The following is an 18,293-nucleotide window of genomic DNA, read 5'->3' as shown; positions in this document are numbered from 1 at the left end:
AGCCTCGTCCCGCGGTCACCGGGGAATGCAACAGGGCAGGGGCAATCAGGCGCGCCGGCACGGGTCACGACTGTGACCGCTATCACACCCTCGAAGATCAACCCCCCGCTCGGGCCAGGCGTCATCGTGCCGTCCCGGGAGAGACCCGTGGCGGAGAGGACGATGTGCGACGACGGCAACGACGCGCCCTGACAGCCGGGCTGCTCGCGACCGCGCTGACCGCGGCGGGCCTGACGGCTCACTCGGCGGACGCGCAGGAGCGGCCCGAGGCCACGCTCCCCGGCACGCCCGGCACCTTCACGCTGATCACGGGGGACCGGGTGTCACTGGACGCCGACGGCCGTCCGGAGATCCAGCGGGGACCGGGGCGGGCCGGCATGCGGTTCGTGAGCAGCCAGGAGGGCGGCCACCGGTACGTCGTCCCGGCCGACGCGATGCCGCTGCTGCGCGCCGGGCAACTCGACCGCCGGCTGTTCGACCTCACCACGCTGGACCAGTTCGGCTACGACGACCGCAGGGCCGAACTGCCACTGCTGGTCGCGTACCCGGAACAGATGGCGGCGCAGGCGCGGTCCGCCGCGGTCGCGGGTGCCGCACGGGTGCGGGCCGACCTGCCCGCCGCCCACGCGCTGGTCGTCCGGGCAGACCCGGACGACCGGGCCACGCTCTGGACGTCGCTCACGCGCGGCACGTCGTCGGAACGCACCCTCGCCACCGGGATCACCCACGTCTGGCTGGACGGCAAGCGCCGCGTCTCCCTGGAGCGCAGCGTGCCGCACATCGGCGCCCCGACGGCCTGGGACGCCGGCTTCGACGGCACCGGCGTCACGGTCGGCGTGCTGGACACCGGCATCGACGCCAGCCACCCCGACTTCGCCGGGCACCTCGCCGCGGTCCGGGACTTCACCGGCGGCAACGACCCCGGCGACACGGTCGGCCACGGTACCCACGTCGCGTCGACCATCATCGGCAGCGGCGCCGCCTCCGGCGGCAAACACCGCGGCGTGGCCCCGGGCGCGAAGCTGATCGTCGGCAAGGTCTGCGCCACCTACGAGTGCCAGGACTCGGACATCATCACCGCCATGCAGTGGGCCGCCCCGCAGGCCAGAGTGGTCAACCTGAGCGTGGGCGGCACCGACACGCCGGGCCTGGACCCGCTGGAGACGGCGGTCCAGGACCTGAGTCACCGGTACGGCACGCTCTTCGTGGCCGCCGCCGGCAACGAGGGCAAGCCGAAGTCGGTCTCCTCGCCGGCCTCCGCCGACGACGCCCTCGCCGTCGCCGCGGTCGACGCCGACGACCAGCGGGCGTACTTCTCCAGCAGAGGTCCCCGGATCGGCGACAACCACATCAAGCCCGAGATCAGCGCGCCGGGCGTCGACATCGTGGCGGCTGCCCCCGGCGGCGGCTACGCGACCATGTCGGGCACCTCGATGGCCACCCCGCACGTGGCGGGTTCGGCCGCGATCCTCGCCGGACAGCACCCCGACTGGTCCGGCCCGCAGCTCAAGGCCGCCCTGCTCGGCTCGACCGAGCCGGCCGCCGAGAACACCCTCTACGAGCTGGGCGCCGGCCGGGTGGACATCGGCCGCGCGGTCGCCCAGCCGATCGCCGCCGAGGTCGGCGCGATCGACTTCCCGGTCCAGCGCTGGCCGCACGCCGACGACACCCCGTTCTCCCGCGTCATCGGCTACCGCAACACCAGCACCGCCCCGGTCACCCTCTCCCTGGCCGTCACCCCGGCGCCGGCCGGCATGATCACCGTCAGCCCGGCCACCCTGGTGGTGCCGGCCGGTGGCCGCGCCGAGGCGACGATCACCGTGGACACCCGGGTGGACGCCCCCGACGGCGTCTACCAGGGCGCGCTGATCGCCACGGCCGCCGGCGACCTGCGGGTCCGGACGCCGTTCGCGCTCAACCGGGAGATCGAGAGCTACGACGTCCGGCTCGACCACACCCGACGCGACGGCGGACCGGCCACCGAGTACGAGACCGTGGCGGCGAACCTGGCCACCGGCGAGTTCAGCAAGCTCGTCGGGCAACCCGGCGGCGGTACCCTGCGGCTGCCCAAGGGCCGCTACGCGCTGTACAGCACCATCCACGAGGGCGACGTGTCGACCCTGCTGGTGCAGCCGGTGCTGGACGTACGCGGCCCGGTCACCGAGGCGCTCGACGCCCGTACGGCCCGCCCGGTCGCGCTGACCGTGCCCCAGTCCGACGCCGCACCGCTGGCGATCAACGTGAGCGCGAACTGGGACGACGGTGTCCGCTACCCGGGTGTCCAGCTCAGCGGGGTGTCCTTCGGGGACGTCTTCTTCGGCCGGATCGGGCCCGCCGTCGCCGCCCCCGAGTTCACCGCGACGCTGGGCATCGGGCTCGCCCGACCGGGCCCGGACGGAACCTTCCGGAACAGCCCCTACACGTACGACCTGGCGTATGTCCGTGCCGGCGACATGTTCACGGGCTTGACCAGGAAGCTGTCACCGGGAAATCTCGCCACCGTCAAGGCGACCTACCGGAGCCAGTCCACCACCGCGACCGCGGTCCGGTTCCACCGCGCGGCGTCCCCCGGCGGCCCGGGCCCGATCGGTTCGAGCACGTCGTTCGACCTGCCGTTCCACGCCACCGAGTACTACAACACCGATGGCGGCCTCGTCTGGACGTCCACGTTCCTCGAGGGCGACAACCTCACCACCCAGGAGAACACCTACCAGCCGGGCAGGACCTACACCCAGACCTGGAACGCGGCACCCTTCGGCCCCACGGTGGGCCAGGCCCCGGCTTGGTCACCGCTGGGGTACGCCGGCCGCGACGGCGACACCATCTCGGTCGCATCGCCGCCCCTGTTCGGCGACGCGACCGGCCGCCCCGCCAGCCGCGACGACCTGCAGGTCCACCTCCGGCTGTCGCGCGACGGTAAGGAGATCGCCACCGCGGACGGCCCGTACGCGGACTTCCCGGTGCCCGCCGCCAAGGCCGCCTACCGCCTGGAAGCCACCGTGACCCGCGGCGCCCCCGACACGCTGTCGACGTCGGTCTCGGTGGCCTGGACCTTCACCTCCGGGCACACGTCGACGCCGCAGCGGCTGCCCCTGACGACGGCCCGGCCGATGCCCGCACTCGACGACACCAACACGGCACGGGCCGGCACCACTATGACCATCCCCGTAGCGCTGGACCGGCAGGCCGGCTCAGCCGCCGCGCCGGGCCGCACGCTCCACGTCGCCGCATCCTTCGACGACGGCAGGACCTGGGTCGCGTTGCCGGTCTTCCGGGACGTCGCCCGCATCGCCCATCCGCGACGGCCCGGCTTCGTGTCGCTGCGCCTGACAGCCACCGACACCGCCGGCAACACGGTGACGCAGACGATCCAGCGGGCCTACCGAATCGCGTGAACGACGGCCGAGTCCGGGGCGGCTACATGGCGATGCCGCCCCGGACTCCGGCGTCCGACGATCAACCGTACGTCCCGGGGCGGACCGGCGACCGCGATCGGCTGCAGAGTCTCTGCCGGGCTGTGGTGCGCACGTGAGGATCGGTCGCTGATCGCGGCTGGGCGTGCTCGGCATACCGCACCGGCCAGCGTTTCGCCGCGGCAGCCCTTCCCCAAGCGCCGCCACCCACCGAAGCCACACTGACCGCATCCCACCGTCCGACTACGAGACGCGGTCAGTCACCCTCCTCATGATCTTCGATAGCTTCCCGTCCCAAGCTGCCCACCCTGGTAGCGGCCACCCTGCGCTGGTGGGCCAAGCTGCTGTTCGTCGCCGCCCTCGCACTCGGTTTCGCCGGCCCGGCCGCTGCCATCGCGGGCCTGCCGCCACTGCCCGGCCTCGACCACCGACCGCTGCACATCGTCGGCCTGGTCGTGTCCGTCACCGGCACCGCCGCCACGCTCGCCGCCCAACTCGCCATGGGCACCTCCTGGCGCATCGGCGTCGACCCGTCCGAACGCACCGAGTTGGTGACCGACGGCGCGTTCGCGCTCGCCCGCAATCCCATCTTCACCGCCATGGCGGCCAGCACACTCGGGCTGACACTCATGGTCCCCAACGCGGTGGCACTCGCCGCCTTGCTCGTCCTGGTAGTGGCGCTGCAACTGCAAGTTCGCGCGGTCGAGGAGCCTTACCTGATCGCCACCCACGGCGACGACTACCGACGCTATGCCGCCAGAGTCGGACGCTTCGTCCCCCGGATCGGCCGGCTACGCCAGACTTACAACGGCGCCGACACGCTAAGGGACGTCTCGTAACTGGGTGAAGGCGTTGCCCGGGGCCAGACCGGCGGTCAGCCAGCGAGGATGATGTTGTGGAGGTTGGCGATGCCGGAAGCGGCGTCAGCCAACGTGTGGGCGGCGCGGCGGTAGTCGCGAAGGATCTTGAAGCACTTCATCCTGGCCAGGGCGTGTTCGACCCCTGCTCGAACGGTTCGGTGGTGGACGTTCAGGGCTTCCTTCCAGGCCGGAAGGTCGCTGCCGTCGGTGGGCTTGCGGTACGGCATGATCACCTCAGGGTTGCCGCGGTAGCCGCCGTCGGCCATCACCGGCCGCCCGTCGAGCTTCTCCTGGATGCCAGAGCTGCGGTAGACGATGGTGTCGTTGCGGTTGCCGGGCTGTGGGTCGCCGACGGCGATGACCAGGCGGGTGCTGGCGTCGATAGCGACCTGCAGGTTCGTCGAGTACCGGTAGTTCTTGCTCCGAGCGGCCAGGCGATGGTCGCGGGTGGGGACCAGGGTGCCGTCGACGATGGCGATCTGCTCGACCGGTCGCTTACGCACCGGCGCCAGGGCCAGCAGCGGCGCGAGGGTGTCGATGACCCGATGCGCCGCGGAGTGCGACACCCCGAACAGCGGGCCGATCTGGCGTATGGTCAGGTTGGTGCGCCAGTAGGTGGCCACCAACAGCACCCGGTCGGCGAGGTCGAGGGCCCACTGCCGGCCTGGCCGGCCGTCGGCGATGGCGTCCCCGCCACGCTCGGCGACCAGGCGGACCAGCTTGCGGAACTGGGCGGGCTGCAGCCCCGTGAACGGAAAGATCCACCCAGGGTGCGCTGCGGTGATCACCTGCACCCGAGCATCCTGACCGACCGTCCTCAGCAGACACCACCGGGGTTACGAGACGTCCCTTAGTCCGCCAGGCGGACCAACCCGGGCGGGTCACGGAGACGTGGCCTGCCCCTTCGGGTCGCAGTCGGCGGCCACCGGCGGGTCCGCCAGGACGTCGGGGCAGCGGCGGCAGCGCAGCACGAGGTGCCCGCCGCAGGAGCAGGGCCACCAGTCGCGGACGGGCCGGGTCGCCGAGCCGCCCGCGTAGGCGTGGCCGGCGCGGCAGTGCTGCGGCTCGTTGCCGACCAGCGCGCGGACCTGGCGGTAGGGGAAGGCGACCACGTGCGGGTCGGCGCGGGCCCGCGCGATCAGGTGGCGCAGCCGGGCGGTCGAGTCCACGAGGCGCTCGACGACGGTCACCCCGGCGGGCGAGTTGTCGGCCCGGTCCCAGCGGATCGTGATGTGCCAGCGCGTCCGCCACTCCACGAGGGCAGGCTACTCGTACAAATGTTCGATCAGGCCGGAAACCTACTGATCTGTGGAGCCCGGGACGCGCACGCCCCTTCCGCCGCGCGACCGTTCACGCACCGGCGGCGGCGCCCCAGAACGGGTCGGCCTCGTCGCCGAGCAGCAGCGGCACGTCGTACACCGACAGGTCCAGTCGCGGTCGGCGGAAGGGACAGACTCCCGCCACGTCGATCTCGCGACGACGGCGCCGGGAGGACAGGCGAAGATCTACCGGTGGTGCGCCTCAGGGGTGCACCACCGGTGTTCCGGTCAGAATCTCCAACTGCACCTGCGGACAGACCAATCGGAAGTTGTCCCAGTCGAAGTAGCTGGTCCCCGATCCGTCGTAGCCGCTGTAGTGCATCCGCAGACCAACCTCGAACACCACCACGCCGTTCGCTGGAACCCACAGGGTGTCGTAAGCCACGTGGGCGCTGCCGGAGATCGGCAGGAGCTCCGAACTCCCGGGGGACCAGAAGCTCCAGCCTCCGCTGACGGACAACGAGCCGACCCTGTTGATCTGGTCGACCTGCGGCAGGGGCTGCGTCGGCGGCTGCTCCCACCACTGCCGCACCGTCAGGTGCGCCTCGGCCACGCTGGTGCAGTGCCCGAAGGTGCTCGCGCCCCAGAACGGCGACCAGAACCACCCGGGCTCGGCGTAGGCGCCCAAAAGGCCGGCCAACATGAGGAAGGAGTGGACGTTCACGACCGCGTCGGTCGCGGTGTTCTGCCAGAAGAAGTAGAAGTTCACCTCGTCGGAGGCGAAGAAGTCGCTGTCCGAGCCGTGCCTCGACCAGAACCTGACCCAGCTAGCGCCCGCCTCGTAGTGGACTTCTTCGAACAGGTTCACCGCGTCCGTGCCGCCGAGGGGGCCGTTGCGCAGCCCCCAAATCAGAAACGGTGTGTCCAGCGTCGTGAACTCCGGCGTGGCGGGGGGCCGTGCCGTGCCGAGCACGGCCAGGGCCCGGCGGCGGTCCCGCAGGCCGCGCCGGAAGTCCTCCTGCACGCCTTCGAAGTAGCCGGCCGCGTCCGGCATGTGCCGGCGGAAGGCCTGATCCAGCTCCTGCCGAGTGCGGTCCCGCACGTCGCCGCCGCGTCTGCGGCGCCGCCCCCGCTGCGACTGGGCTACGGCGTGGAGCCTGCGGACGTCCTCGAAGCGCCTGGTCTTCTCTGCGGTCAGGACCCGCTTCAGCTGGTCGACGTCGATGCTCTGCATGGCGACCTCCCTCCCCGATCGTCGACCCCGGGCGACCGGGCCGTCAATATGAGGCTTTCACCCGCACGATCAGCCGTACGCGACGAGGCCGCCGACCCGCGGGTCGTTGGCCTCGTCCTGTCCCACGAATCCGGCCGACTTCGTCGACTCCCAGAAGGCCGAACACGGTGTCCAGCCGGTCCTGCAGGCGCTCGAAGACACGCCGGCACAGATCGCACCGTCGACCTACTACGCCGCCAAGACCCGCCCGGCCTCGGCCCGGTCGCGGCGCGACGAGGAGCTGACCGCGATGATCGAGCGGATCCACGCGGAGAACTACGGCGTCTACGGCGCTCGCAAGATCTGGCACGAGCTGCGCCGACGCGGTGTGCGAGTGGCCCGCTGCACCGTCGAGCGGCTGATGCGCGAGTCCGGGCTGCGCGGGCTGCTGCGCGACAAAACGCCGCGCACGACCCGGCCCGCAGCCGAGACCGGCCGCCCGGGTGACCTGGTCAAACGTGACTTCACCGCGGAACATCCGAACCATCTGTGGGTCGCCGACCTGACCTACGTGCGCACCAGCGTGGGCTGGGTGTACGCCGCGTTCATTCTCGACGTCTTTTCCCGCATGATCGTCGGCTGGCAGGTCGCCACCAGCCTCTACACGGATCTGACTCTCGACGCGCTGAAGATGGCGATCTGGCGCCGCGAGAGTCAGGGCGCTGACCTGCGCAAACCGGTCCACCACTCGGACAGGGGAGCCCAGTATCGAGCGATTCGCTACAGCCAACGGCTCGCCGAGGCCGGCGCTGTCGCCTCGGTCGGGTCCAAGGGCAACTCGTACGACAACGCGATGGCCGAGGCGTTCAACTCCCTATACAAGGCCGAGCTCGTCCGCAACCGAGGTCCGTGGCGCGGGCTCGACGACCTGGAGATGGCCACCGTCGAGTACATCGACTGGTACAACAACCGCCGCTTGCACGGCGAGCTCGCGCACATCCCGCCCAACGAACACGAGGCCCTACACGCGATGACCCAGCCGGTCACCGCACCCCTGAAAACCAGCTAACCAACTCTCCATCAAACCCGGGGCTTGACAAGGTATGCCGAAGGCGCTCGGCTAACGTTCAACGGCAAACGTCTGCCCGGACGTGCACATCGCCAAGCACCTCAGCGCCTGACCCGCCACCGCCGCCCGGGGGCCCCGAGCCTCCGGGCGGCCGGCCGGCCGGTGCCGAGGGTGGCCCTTCCATCCCGCGCCTCCCGCGAGACCGTCTTTTTCGCGTATGTCACGTTCGAGTCGTTGTGCGTCACAGGGCACACGCTCCACTAGGGACAGCGCTAGTCTGCGGCGATGATTCTCCACGACGCTCCATCCACGCTGCTCCGCAGGACGCGGAGGGCCCTGGCCCTGACGGTGGTCGCCGTCGTCGCCGTCGTCGGCATGCCGGCCACCGCCGCCTCGGCCGATCACAGCGACTGGCACCAGAACTTCCCGCGCAAGGTGCACTACTCCGGTGGAGTCGCCCGGGCCGCCGTCTCCGGCGCCACCTGGGGGAGCGACTGGCAGGGTACGCACCAACTTCAGGCATACAGCATCACCGTCGAAGACCTGAGCGCCGACGGCTACCGGGCGCGGGTCTGGGTCAACATCTACGCGGGTTGCTACTGCGTCAGCAGCGGCAACCGCGTCAAGGCCGTGGTGTTCGACAACCTGGACGGCGCCTACACCAGCAGGTTCTACACCGGGGACGACCGGAGGTACGAGCAGTACGTCAATGCCGGTCAGAGGTACACGGTGGAGGTCAAGGTGGGCCGGTACGACGGGGACACCGGCGGTTACGACTCGTCGCCCGCCGCCACGCATACCTACTGGCTCAGCAACTGACCACGTGAGAGCCCTCGGTGACGCCCCCGCTTCCGGGGACGCCCGACGGCTCTCCTGCACGTTGCCGACGAGATCCCACACCCCGTCGGCCTGCCTCCACGACTGACCGACGGCCCTGCTGGCAGACGAGCGCCCCCGGTGAGGGTGGGGCGCTCGCTGTAGGGGTCAGGCGGCCGTCGACCAGATTGCTTGGAATGCGGCGGCTTCGCCGGGGAGCCACTGCTCGATCTGGTCGGGCTTGGCACCCTCGGGCATGCGGTGGGTCTCGCCGCGGCGTACGTCGACCAGAATGGGCTCGGCGTGCGGGAGGACCGCGTCCATGTGGCGGGCCATCAGATGGAGGGTGGCGAGGGCTGAGGTCCCCCCGGTTTCACGGAGTCTTCTGATCATGGTCTGATGGCCGTGGGGAGGAGTCTTTCGTGGCAGCACCGAAGAAGTACCCGGATGAGCTGCGGCAACGTGCCGTTCGGCTGTATCGGGAGTCGGATCCGAAGCCGGTGATCAAGCGGCTGGCCGAGCAGCTGGGCGTGCATCCGGAGGCGTTGCGGAACTGGATCCGGCAGGACGAGGCCGACCGCGGTGAGGGACCGGCCGACGAGCGAGATGGCCGAGGAGAACCGCAGGCTGCGCAAGGAAGTCGCGGAGCTGCGGCGGGCGAACGAGATCCTGAAGGCGGCGAGCGCGTATTTCGCAGCGGAGCTCGACCCGACCCGGCGACGGTCATGAGGTTCATCGACGAACACCGTGACCAGTTCGCGGTCGCGCTCCTGCTACGGGTCCTGAACATCACCGCCTCGACCTACTACGGCTGGCTGCGTCAGGCCGAGCAGCCCTGCGACCGGGACCTGGTCGATCGGGGCTTGTTGAGCAACATCCACGAGGTCTGGGAGGCCTCGGATCGCACCTACGGCGCTGACCGTGTCCACCAGCAGCTACGCCGCGACGGCATTCGCGTCGGTCGTAAGCGGGTGGAGCGGTTGATGGCCGCGCAGGGTTGGCAGGGCGCGTTCCTGCGCCGGGGCTGGCGCGGCGGCTCCACCCGCCAGGACCCTCGAGCCACGCCGGCGCCGGATCTGGTGAACCGGCAGTTCACCGCGGCGGCGCCGAACCGGTTGTGGGTCGCTGACGCCACCCGCATCCCGACCGGTGAGGGCGTGTTCTGGGTCGCCGCCGTGCGGGACGCATTCTCTAATCGGATCGTTGGCTGGAAGGCCGGCGACCGCTGCAACACCGAACTGATCCTCGGCGCCTTGGAGTACGGCATCTGGTCCCGCGACGTGCGTGACCAGGAGTTGATCCACCACAGCGACCGCGGGTCGAACTACACCTCGATCAAGTTCGCGGAACGCTTGTCAGACAACGGGATCCTGCCCTCGATGGGCTCGGTCGGCGACTCGTATGACAACGCGCTGATGGAGAACTTCTGGTCCACCTTGAAGATCGAACTCGTGTACCGGAACTCGTGGCGTACCCGCGATGAGGCCGAGAACGCGATCTTCGCCTACATCGACGGCTGGTACAACTCCCGCCGCCTCCAGAAAGACCTCGGCTACCTCAGCCCCGACGAGTACGAGACCGCCTGGCACACCAACCAGGCCAACCAACCCATGACAGCTATCGTTCAACCTGAGCCAACCGGCGCCAGGTAACCACCACTCCGCGAAAGCGGGGGGACCTCAGCCGGGACATCCGCGTGGCCCCACCACCCCACCAGGCCCCGTTGCCCGCCAACAGTCGCGCGCCTGGCAGGTCACTGAGTCTGGGAGCTCGCTTCGCCATCACGCCGGCGGATGCGGCGCAGTAGGCGCTTCAGCCGTCCGAGCGGCTGGCGTACTGGCTCTACGCAATCCCTAACAACCGGCGGAAGCGTGTCGTTTACGGCGCCTTGCAGGGCGAGCCGATCCCTGCGCCGACCGGTCGCAATTCTGTCCTCATTCCATGCGCCGGCCCAGCGGACGCGGTTGCGCCTGATCCAGTAGTGGGATGAGCATGGCAGGTTCCAGTTGCCCACTGATGGGTCAAGTGAGATCGACTCGCCGTCAAACGTCAGCTTCCACTGGGCCGGGTGAAGAGGCGTAACGACTTTGTGGCCACACCCGCAGCAGCAGGCATGTACCGCCGTCGCGTACTCGACGCTGATGTATATCGTCCCGTCGGCTAGTTCAGACGGGACGTAGTCGACGAACTCGTGCCGTACGGTGTCACGGCGCGTCACCGGTTGTCCTCGTTGGTGATGTGGTTGCCGTCGATGGTGTAGGTGCTGAAGAAGTCCTCTTCCATATCTGCATAGAAGCCCACGAGCTTCTTCCACTTGATGACGGCCATCGCGGCGTTGAGCATATTGAGGTCGGCAATCTGAATGTTGCGGTTGTAGTCGTTGTCGTCATCGTCGGAGCACGGGATGCGTCGCTGGTCGGCGGGATGTTCCGGGGTGCTGGTGGTAACTCGCACGATGCCGCCCAGCGTGCCGCCAGCGGTCTGGTAGACACCCAAGCCAACATCGATGAAAGGGCGACCGTAGTCCCTGAGCTTGTTGAGGATGTGCCGCTTGGTGGCGCCGCCCTCCATGGTCAGGAACACGAAGTCCATGTCCTGCAACTCCGCGACCGTTTCGAGACTGATGTGGTATTCATGTGGCATGATGCTGGCCCGCATCCGACTGTACCGTTCGTAGTGGTATGCGACCTTGCTCGGCTTGCTGCGCAGTTCCTCGATCGATGCCGCACCGGGGGCGCGGAAAGCGTTGTGCTGCAGGAAAGTATCGCCGTCGAAGAGGTGTATCTCGCCGACCGGCGTCTTGGCTAGCAGGTCGAGCACGTAGGCGCCGGTGCCTCCCAGACCAACGATCGCGATCTTGCTGACTTGCAAAGTCGCGGAGATGGCGCTGATGCCGGCTCGGCTGGAGGCCGTGTCTTCGTAGAGGAAGACCGACTGGTCTACGGCAGCTTCGATGACGGGGAAGGTGGTGGCCGTGGCTTGCGGTTCGATGGCCTGGGCGTGCCCAGCGAGCATTCGGATGTAGCTGGTCATCTTGTGGTGGTAGTCGGTGTACCCGGCGGCGGGCTTGCTGGAGAAGAGGTGCTGCGCGGTGATGCCGGGCGCGAGGGTGAACGCCTGACTGTTGTTGATGACCTTGCGCAGGGGCTGCCCGTGCTGGTCACACGGCGTCGCGCCGTCGAAGTAGACGACGTGGTCCTCGGGTCTGACCGTCACGTCGCCGGCCAGGTTGAGCACGGAGATCAGCTTGCCGTAGGCGACCGTTCGGCCCGGCGTCACGTACGGGACGTGGGAGATGACGAGATGGCCGTTGTCGACGGCCATCTCGTACCCCTCGTCACGCAGGCGGACCAGGTCAGCGCTACGAGCGAGTCGTCGAAGTGACATTAAAGACGGTGCCGTTCTTGACCTTGACCGTGCCGCCCTCGACCAGCGTGCCGTCGTGGTGTGCGTTGTCCGACTTGCGGTACGTGATGGTGAAGGTCTTGTCCGGGTCGTCGCCCTGCGCGCCGAACGCCAGCTTGACGATCTGCGCGAAGGTCACCTCGTGGGTGGCGACAGTGAACGGCTGCGCGTTCACAACGATCGCGTAGTGCTTGTCCTTCTCGCGCGGCGGCGGGACGGCCTGCTGTTCGATGGTCATAGGGGCGCTCCTCGCTTCGTGGCGGACTTGCCCGCCGGTTTCATCGGGTCAATTTAAACAGATGATGCCGCGATCCGCCACCCTCGGTGCGGTCTGAGCGCGGCTTGACGGTGAGCCGGATCGCCCGCTCAGCGGCGCGACTGGGATGCTGGACGTCGTGCTGATCGATCTCTCCGGCCGACACCCCCTCCTGCGATCGGAGATCTCGGCAAGCTTCATCGACAGTGATCAACTAGTGCTCGACGCCCGACGCCTTCGATTCGCCGGCCCGCAAGAGCTCACCGCGATAGTCACGCTCGCGTCCAGTGCCTCCACCGACGGCCGTGACGTCGTCCTGCGAATGCCTGACGATGAGGACGTCGCGTCGTACCTGCAGCGGATGAACGTCGTAGACCTGCTCGCGCCCATCGCGACGATCGACGGCACCCTCACCTCACAGCGCCGCGTGGACTGCTCTACGAAGCTGCTGGAGGTGACGGCGCTGTCTCCTGGGAACGCCGACAGCATCGCCGAGAGCCTCGGACGCATGGGCGAGTCGCAGCTCAGCAATCGAACCGCCATGGCGGCATTCCACGGCATCGCCGAATTGATCGACAACGCAGTGACCCACGGGCGGGCGGGGTCCAGCGGCGCTTTCGTCGCGGCACAGGCGTACAGCGGCCTAACCAGCAAGCGACCGGGTCTGGAGTTCGCCGTCTGCGACGCCGGCATCGGGGTACTGCCGCACCTTCGGCAAAACCCCACGAACGCCTACATTGCTGATGACGAGACGGCGCTCCGTCGCGCCTTGGTCGCTGGAGTGACCGGGACCCAGCAGATGCGGGGTTACGGCCTGAGCGACCTTCTCGACGCCACCAGGCGAGGTGGCGTCGGCAGACTCGTACTACGTAGCGGCAGCGCGATTGCCAGCGTCGTCGTGCGTCAAAAACGGATCATCACCTGCCGCAATGTCACCACTCCGATCAGGGGCGCATGGGCGTGGCTCCGCGTTCGGGTTCCGTAACGGTCCGCAACGTGTTTCAATGACGCAGGTGAAACCGGATCCCGCGCTGCCGACCACCTACGCCGTTCGCCGGCACGGCACCTTCCTCGCAACCAGGGCGCTTGCAAAGACTGCACTGCGCGAACTTGAAGACACCCTCGCCGCTGCCACTGCTGACGGCACTGTTGCCATCGACTTCACCGGTGTCGTAGCGATGAGCATCAGCTTCGCCGACGAGTTCCTCGGCCGGTACTACGGGATGCTGAGCACCTCGCTCGACGCACCACCCGCGGTCGTCCTGCTGACCGGCCTTAACGACGACAACTTCGAATCCATGACCGTCTGCTTGCAGCGACGCGAGCTGGTAGCCGCCATGGCGAACGCCGAGGGCGTCAGACTCGTCGGCGCCCCGGCCGTGCTGAACCAGACCTATCATGCCGCCGGCGATCTAGGCAGGTTTACTGCGGTTCATCTGGCGGACCGGTTAGGGATATCAGCGCCCAATGCCAACAACCGCCTCAAGCGGCTGGTCGCAGCCCGAGCACTCATCCGCCATCGACGCGTTGCCGAACGCGGCGGCAAAGAGTTCAGCTACGAAACACCGTCCCCACCTGCCGCGATGCCAAGCGTTGCGTGAAATCCGAACGTCCCGTGCGACTCCCAGGGCACCCTTCGGGCAACGATTTCGACGATGAATCGATAGGGTCGACTGAGCAAGAGCGCGCGGCAACCCCTGAGCTGTCTGCCCGTTCACCAGGTTGCAGCCCGCCTAGTTCCGCAAGCTGGTCCGCCTGGTCGCCGAGCGTGGCGGTGACGCCATCGCCCGACGGCCGGCCGGGCCGGCAGTGCGCCCTGGACCTGCCTGATCGGGTGCTGCTGGTGGCTGCTTACTGGCGCACGAACCTGACCATGCGGTAGATCGGCCCGCTGTTCGGGTGTCCACTCTGCCACGCACCGGGGCATCGAACCCTCGGTCCACTCCTGGCCCTGGCGCCGGGGCGCCGACGACCGGTTGACCAAATCGCCCATCGTCGACGTCACCGCATGCCGCAAGACCTACAGGCAGGCCTGTCACACGACGGTTTACCGCTTTCACCCATAGGCTCCACCACAGGCAAAGACGCGCGAACGCCGTGCTGTCCTAGCCTCGCCCGGTCATGCGGCGATACCATTGAACTGTCGAACTAGCGCAGATGGGCGGCTATCCGATGAGCGATGTCACCGAGGTCGCCGGCATCGTGCTCGACGATCCGCTCCGGCGGCGTATTGTCACCACCGTTGAACAACTCGGCCTGCCCGACTGCTGGATCGCCGCCGGGTTCGTCCGCAACGCGGTCTGGGACCACCTGCACGGCTACGATACCGCGGCGCCCGTCAACGACATCGATGTCGTCTATTTCGACACCACCGACAGTGCCGGCGGCGGCGGAGGCCGTGCCGCGGAGCGGACGGCGGAGATCCGGCTCGCGGAGTGGTTCCCAGGGCTGCCGTTTTCCGTGAAGAACCAGGCACGCATGCACCTCCGCAACGGGCACGACCCCTACCGTTCAACTGCCGACGCCGTCAGCTGGTGGCCGGAGACGTGCACGGCTGTGGGGATCGCCAACGTGAACAAACCGCGGATCCTTGCTCCCTATGGCCTGTCGGACCTGCTGCGACTCGTGGTCCGGCCGACGTCCGGCGATCCGGAGACGACGCATCTCGTTCGCCGCCGAACCCTGGAGAAGCAATGGTTGCAGCGCTGGCCGAAACTCACTGTCGAGACGGCCAGTGCGGACCGCCCTTACCCACACTGATCATCGTTGGACCACCTGCGTCGGGCAAGACACTCGTTCGCAGCGCCTTGGAGGGTATGTGGCGCGAACGGTTCCCGGCCCCGCTGTCGTTCAGCATGGACGACCTGCTCAGGGAGATGCATGGGGCAGGACTGCTGGACGGTCGGGCCACGGTGAACGACGAGGGCGCACTCCTGCTGCAGTCATGGGACGACGTCGTCGTCGACGCCACCCGGGCGTTGGCGGCGAAGCTACGACACGCGACCGAACCGGCGCTTGTCGAGATGCCGATCATCGATGACCTGCTCCGACAGCTCACCGGTCCTGAGGGTTCGACCCGGCGGTACGCACTGATCTACCTGCACGCGCCACTCGACGTCCGGCTGCGCCGCAACCGGCTGCGCGGTCCTGACCGCATCAACGAGGCCAACCTGCGGGCTATGCCGTCCACAATTCCCGTCGATCTGCTCAGTGCGCTGGTACATACAGCGGTGATGGCCGGCGTGTTCGACTCGACCTGTGCGCTGGATGCTCTCGTTGCGTCCGCCCGTCATCTCGCCGAGGGGTACCTTGGCATTGACAGTCCTGTCGCGGAACGGCCGAGCCGCGGTGCGGCCCGATGATCAGCGTGGTGCTGCTCGTGGTCGCGCTCGTCTTCGCCACGTTCGGCTTCTGGTTTCGCAGCGACGCGTACCTGTTGGAGATTTCGCTGGTGGTTGCCGGAATCGCGGCGACCAACCTGACGACCCGCATCGCGATCTTCGACCGCAAGTATCTGTGGACTACCGTGCTCGCGGGCACCGTCTACCGGGCTACGAAGATCCGGGTATCCATCGCATACTTGGTCGCCGTGCCCGTCGACGGCACCCAGCTGCTCGTGCGAGGGCACCGGATCACAACGCAGTTCCAACCGGTCGGGGGGGTCTTCAAGTACTGGCTTGAGGACAGCGAGATGGTCAAGCGTTTCGACGCCGCACACGACTCGCGCTTCGCGCCCGACGCCCGGAGCAAGAAGGACCTGCGGCTCCGGCTGCCGGGCCGAAGCGTGCACCGCCTGCTGCGGTGGTTCGAGTCGCGGCAGGACCGGGAGCTGTTTCCGGTACGCGAGTTCCACGAGGAGCTGATCGAGCCGGGCATCCTGAGGGGCGAGGACTTCCCGTATTTCGACTGTGCCTACCTCGGCACGCGCAACTTTCCGCTGCGACATGACACCTTCTCCGGGCTGCGCCAGCTGATCATCGCAGAGGTCTACGAGCTGCGGCCCACCGAGCGGCAAGCCGAGGCACTGCGTGACCTCAAACGCCGGCACGAGGCGAACCCTGACCCGAACCTGCACTTCGCCACACAGGAGGAGATCGAGCGCCGAGCCGCGGCGGGAGTTACGCAGAGCACCTACGACATAGCCCCGACGGCGGTGTGGCTGCTCGGCCGGACCCGCTCGTGACCACCGCCGACGATGTAGAGACGCTGCTGCGCCGGGGCTGGTATAGGCTGCCGCTTACCGGCGCAGACCCCGCCCGTCGGCGAATCGGCGAGCTACGCGAGGCATGCGCCGCGGAGTTCGTCCGGCTGCACGACCTGCGACTGCTTGGCGCCGCGGCGATGACGACGAGTGGCCAGTTCGGGTTCACCGCCGACGGCGACGAGAGCACCGGCCCACTCCGCGAACTGCGCAGCCACCTCGTGCTCCACCAGAGCGTGCCTCCGGAGCACCCACTGCACGGTCTGACCCCGGCGTTCTACGGCCTGCCGATCGCCCGCCCCGAGTTCGAGCACCTCGCCATCCTCGCCACCGACCTCGGCGAACTACTAGACCGGCTCACCCTGGAGGCATTCGAAGCCGTGGAGATGGCACTGGCTATGCCGTTCGGACGGCTCGCCGGGCCTTTGGCGATGGGCGAACGGCTCCTGCGCCTACAGTGGTATCCGCCGATGCCGCCCGGACAGCCACGCACCCACCCGCTAGACACTGCCTACGGTGCGTCCGGCGCCGGCATCGTCGGGCTGCGCGTGGTCGGCGACGGATCGCGTGCAATCGACCTTGTCAGGGCCAGCCCTCACCGCGACATCGGGCACTGGACTTGGCAACTGCTGGCGACGGACTCGGCGCTGCGGTTCTGGGACGAGTCAGCGCGGGCGGTCAGGCCGGCGCCGGCTGGGCCGTGGATCTATGGCAACGCTTGCGAGTTCCTTGAGTTCGACGTGCCGGGAGTGCCGGCGCCCGTGCACTGGGTTGACGCCGACGCTGAGGCGACTGCCAGACCTCGACTGTCGGTGTCGTGCTTCGCTCACGTCCGGCCAACTGCGCCGTCCGGTGATATAACCGCCGGGCATCGGCTCTACCGGCGGCTGCGGGACCTCGGCTACGTCGGCGCTGGCGAGGTCGACGACGTCGCGGCGCGGCTGAGCACGCCCGGCATGGACGACGCTCTAGTGGCGGCGTGCCTGGCCTGGGAGAAGGAGCACGCCGGCCCGCCACCGGGATTCGCGGCCGGGGTCTCGCGCTACTACATCACGGAGCCGTCCGGCACTGCTTCCCGCGTCACCCTCCGCCAGCGCACCGGTGGTGACTTCCGCCCGCGCTGAGCCTCGACGGCGGTCGCGGGCGGCAACCACAACGGACGCACCGCCGAGTGGGACCCGTCACTCTACGCAAGGAATCGATACGATCTTGATAGGTCGGCGGCGACAACACTTGAAAGCCCTAGTTGGAGCGATGGCCACGACGCGCAGACACAGCACCCACCTTGCCCCGTAACGCCCGCAGACTTGGACTGCGCAGGTGGGCCCTCAACACCCACTACCCCGCTCAAGGTCCCCCAAGCTGCGCCCGGACAACGTCATCGAATCACCGATCTGCGCCAGGATTCCCGAACTGCTGATCCTCTTCCTCGTCTCCGTAGAGCAGCTCGGTGATGGCATCACGCCAGTCGAGGGCAACGACGGGGATGTCGAGTCCCCTCGAAGACATCATTGATGTCCTGAGCGGTGAGCCGCCACGAGGACTCGGCCGTGCTTGGCGAGTTTGCCGAACACCTGCCGCGGCTTGCCCTCGGTATTGACCAGAGCGGCATCGTGCAGGCGCTTGCCGTCAGCGTTCAGCGCGACGGCGTGATGGCCGTCCTTACCGACATCGAGGACACCTCGTAGTTGTCACTGTGCACTGCATCGCCTACCCGCGACGTCCCCCCGGCTCGGTCGCCAGTCTGGCGTCGACTGCCGGCACCCACGTTACGAAGAGACCTACCCCAACAGCGTGGGTG

At 68.3% G+C, this 18,293-nt stretch carries 17 protein-coding genes and 3 pseudogenes; 12 read left to right on the top strand and 8 right to left on the bottom strand.

Going from position 1 to position 18,293, the window contains the following annotated elements; translation table 11 throughout:
- The first annotated feature begins 164 nt into the window (after positions 1-164).
- Together NCC78_RS02490 and NCC78_RS02485 are read left to right on the top strand one after the other, a co-directional pair.
- A complete protein-coding gene (locus tag NCC78_RS02490; RefSeq protein ID WP_250791457.1) occupies positions 165-3,395 on the top strand; it encodes a S8 family peptidase in 3,231 nt (1,076 codons plus the stop codon).
- A 299-nt stretch (positions 3,396-3,694) separates the two neighbouring features.
- Positions 3,695-4,252 (top strand): methyltransferase family protein, encoded by a 558-nt coding sequence (locus NCC78_RS02485; RefSeq protein ID WP_308220855.1) that lies wholly within the window; start codon positions 3,695-3,697, stop codon positions 4,250-4,252.
- 35 nt (positions 4,253-4,287) lie between these two features.
- Here NCC78_RS02485 and NCC78_RS02480 read toward each other — a convergent pair whose 3' ends face one another.
- From NCC78_RS02480 to NCC78_RS02470, 3 genes are all read right to left on the bottom strand, one after another.
- Positions 4,288-5,067: a transposase family protein gene (locus NCC78_RS02480; RefSeq protein ID WP_250791453.1), complete on the bottom strand. Its 780-nt coding sequence runs from the start codon at positions 5,065-5,067 to the stop codon at positions 4,288-4,290.
- 87 nt (positions 5,068-5,154) lie between these two features.
- On the bottom strand, positions 5,155-5,529 hold the full coding sequence (locus tag NCC78_RS02475) for a hypothetical protein (RefSeq protein WP_250791451.1): 375 nt from the start codon (positions 5,527-5,529) through the stop codon (positions 5,155-5,157).
- A gap of 265 nt (positions 5,530-5,794) precedes the next feature.
- On the bottom strand, positions 5,795-6,766 hold the full coding sequence (locus tag NCC78_RS02470; RefSeq protein ID WP_250791449.1) for a hypothetical protein: 972 nt from the start codon (positions 6,764-6,766) through the stop codon (positions 5,795-5,797).
- A gap of 106 nt (positions 6,767-6,872) precedes the next feature.
- On the opposite strand from NCC78_RS02470, the gene NCC78_RS02465 reads away from it, so the two are divergent.
- Both NCC78_RS02465 and NCC78_RS02460 read left to right on the top strand, forming a co-directional pair.
- Positions 6,873-7,814 carry an IS3 family transposase gene (locus NCC78_RS02465; RefSeq protein ID WP_250791447.1) on the top strand — a complete coding sequence of 314 codons (942 nt, stop codon included), beginning with the start codon at positions 6,873-6,875 and terminating at the stop codon, positions 7,812-7,814.
- Between the two features lie 285 nt (positions 7,815-8,099).
- On the top strand, positions 8,100-8,633 hold the full coding sequence (locus NCC78_RS02460) for a hypothetical protein (RefSeq protein WP_250791445.1): 534 nt from the start codon (positions 8,100-8,102) through the stop codon (positions 8,631-8,633).
- Positions 8,634-8,798: 165 nt separating this feature from the next.
- Here the strand turns inward: NCC78_RS02460 and NCC78_RS02455 are convergent.
- Positions 8,799-8,990, bottom strand: a pseudogene (locus NCC78_RS02455) (hypothetical protein); the annotation flags it as partial.
- Between the two features lie 62 nt (positions 8,991-9,052).
- Between NCC78_RS02455 and NCC78_RS02450 the strand changes: the two are divergent.
- A complete protein-coding gene (locus NCC78_RS02450) occupies positions 9,053-10,282 on the top strand; it encodes an IS3 family transposase (protein WP_250791443.1) in 1,230 nt (409 codons plus the stop codon).
- Positions 10,283-10,383: 101 nt separating this feature from the next.
- Here NCC78_RS02450 and NCC78_RS32375 read toward each other — a convergent pair whose 3' ends face one another.
- The 3 genes from NCC78_RS32375 to NCC78_RS02440 are packed head-to-tail and all read right to left on the bottom strand — an operon-like array spanning position 10,384 to position 12,273.
- Positions 10,384-10,848: a ubiquitination-like system serine protease family protein gene (locus tag NCC78_RS32375; protein ID WP_372495035.1), complete on the bottom strand. Its 465-nt coding sequence runs from the start codon at positions 10,846-10,848 to the stop codon at positions 10,384-10,386.
- Positions 10,845-12,017, bottom strand: a complete 1,173-nt coding sequence (locus NCC78_RS02445) for a ThiF family adenylyltransferase (RefSeq protein WP_250791441.1) — start codon at positions 12,015-12,017, stop codon at positions 10,845-10,847. The genes NCC78_RS32375 and NCC78_RS02445 overlap by 4 nt, the downstream gene beginning before the upstream one ends.
- Positions 11,992-12,273 carry a multiubiquitin domain-containing protein gene (locus NCC78_RS02440; protein WP_250791439.1) on the bottom strand — a complete coding sequence of 94 codons (282 nt, stop codon included), beginning with the start codon at positions 12,271-12,273 and terminating at the stop codon, positions 11,992-11,994. The genes NCC78_RS02445 and NCC78_RS02440 overlap by 26 nt, the downstream gene beginning before the upstream one ends.
- Positions 12,274-12,430: 157 nt before the next feature.
- Between NCC78_RS02440 and NCC78_RS02435 the strand changes: the two genes are divergently transcribed.
- The 7 genes and pseudogenes from NCC78_RS02435 to NCC78_RS02405 all read left to right on the top strand — a co-directional run bounded on the left by NCC78_RS02435 (position 12,431) and on the right by NCC78_RS02405 (position 17,616).
- Positions 12,431-13,276 carry a hypothetical protein gene (locus NCC78_RS02435; RefSeq protein WP_250791437.1) on the top strand — a complete coding sequence of 282 codons (846 nt, stop codon included), beginning with the start codon at positions 12,431-12,433 and terminating at the stop codon, positions 13,274-13,276.
- Between the two features lie 19 nt (positions 13,277-13,295).
- Positions 13,296-13,892, top strand: coding sequence for a MarR family transcriptional regulator (locus tag NCC78_RS02430; RefSeq protein WP_250791435.1), 597 nt, complete (start codon positions 13,296-13,298; stop codon positions 13,890-13,892).
- A gap of 121 nt (positions 13,893-14,013) precedes the next feature.
- Positions 14,014-14,281, top strand: a pseudogene (locus NCC78_RS32370) (transposase family protein); the annotation flags it as partial.
- A 167-nt stretch (positions 14,282-14,448) separates the two neighbouring features.
- A complete protein-coding gene (locus tag NCC78_RS02420) occupies positions 14,449-15,051 on the top strand; it encodes a nucleotidyltransferase family protein (RefSeq protein ID WP_250791433.1) in 603 nt (200 codons plus the stop codon).
- Positions 15,052-15,146: 95 nt separating this feature from the next.
- The gene (locus NCC78_RS02415; protein ID WP_250791431.1) at positions 15,147-15,653 is read left to right on the top strand and encodes an ATP-binding protein; all 507 of its coding nucleotides are present in this window, start codon (positions 15,147-15,149) and stop codon (positions 15,651-15,653) included.
- On the top strand, positions 15,650-16,474 hold the full coding sequence (locus NCC78_RS02410; protein WP_250791430.1) for an SMODS-associated NUDIX domain-containing protein: 825 nt from the start codon (positions 15,650-15,652) through the stop codon (positions 16,472-16,474). The genes NCC78_RS02415 and NCC78_RS02410 overlap by 4 nt, the downstream gene beginning before the upstream one ends.
- Positions 16,471-17,616, top strand: a complete 1,146-nt coding sequence (locus NCC78_RS02405; protein ID WP_250791428.1) for an isopenicillin N synthase family oxygenase — start codon at positions 16,471-16,473, stop codon at positions 17,614-17,616. The genes NCC78_RS02410 and NCC78_RS02405 overlap by 4 nt, the downstream gene beginning before the upstream one ends.
- A gap of 411 nt (positions 17,617-18,027) precedes the next feature.
- Here the strand turns inward: NCC78_RS02405 and NCC78_RS02400 are convergent.
- Positions 18,028-18,168 (bottom strand): annotated as a pseudogene (locus NCC78_RS02400) (IS110 family transposase); the annotation flags it as partial.
- Positions 18,169-18,293: the final 125 nt, after the last annotated feature.

This window comes from Micromonospora phytophila (assembly GCF_023656545.1).
Classification (GTDB): domain Bacteria; phylum Actinomycetota; class Actinomycetes; order Mycobacteriales; family Micromonosporaceae; genus Micromonospora; species Micromonospora phytophila.
Note: the sequence above shows the minus strand (reverse complement) of the source record. Positions and strands in the feature narration are given on the sequence as shown.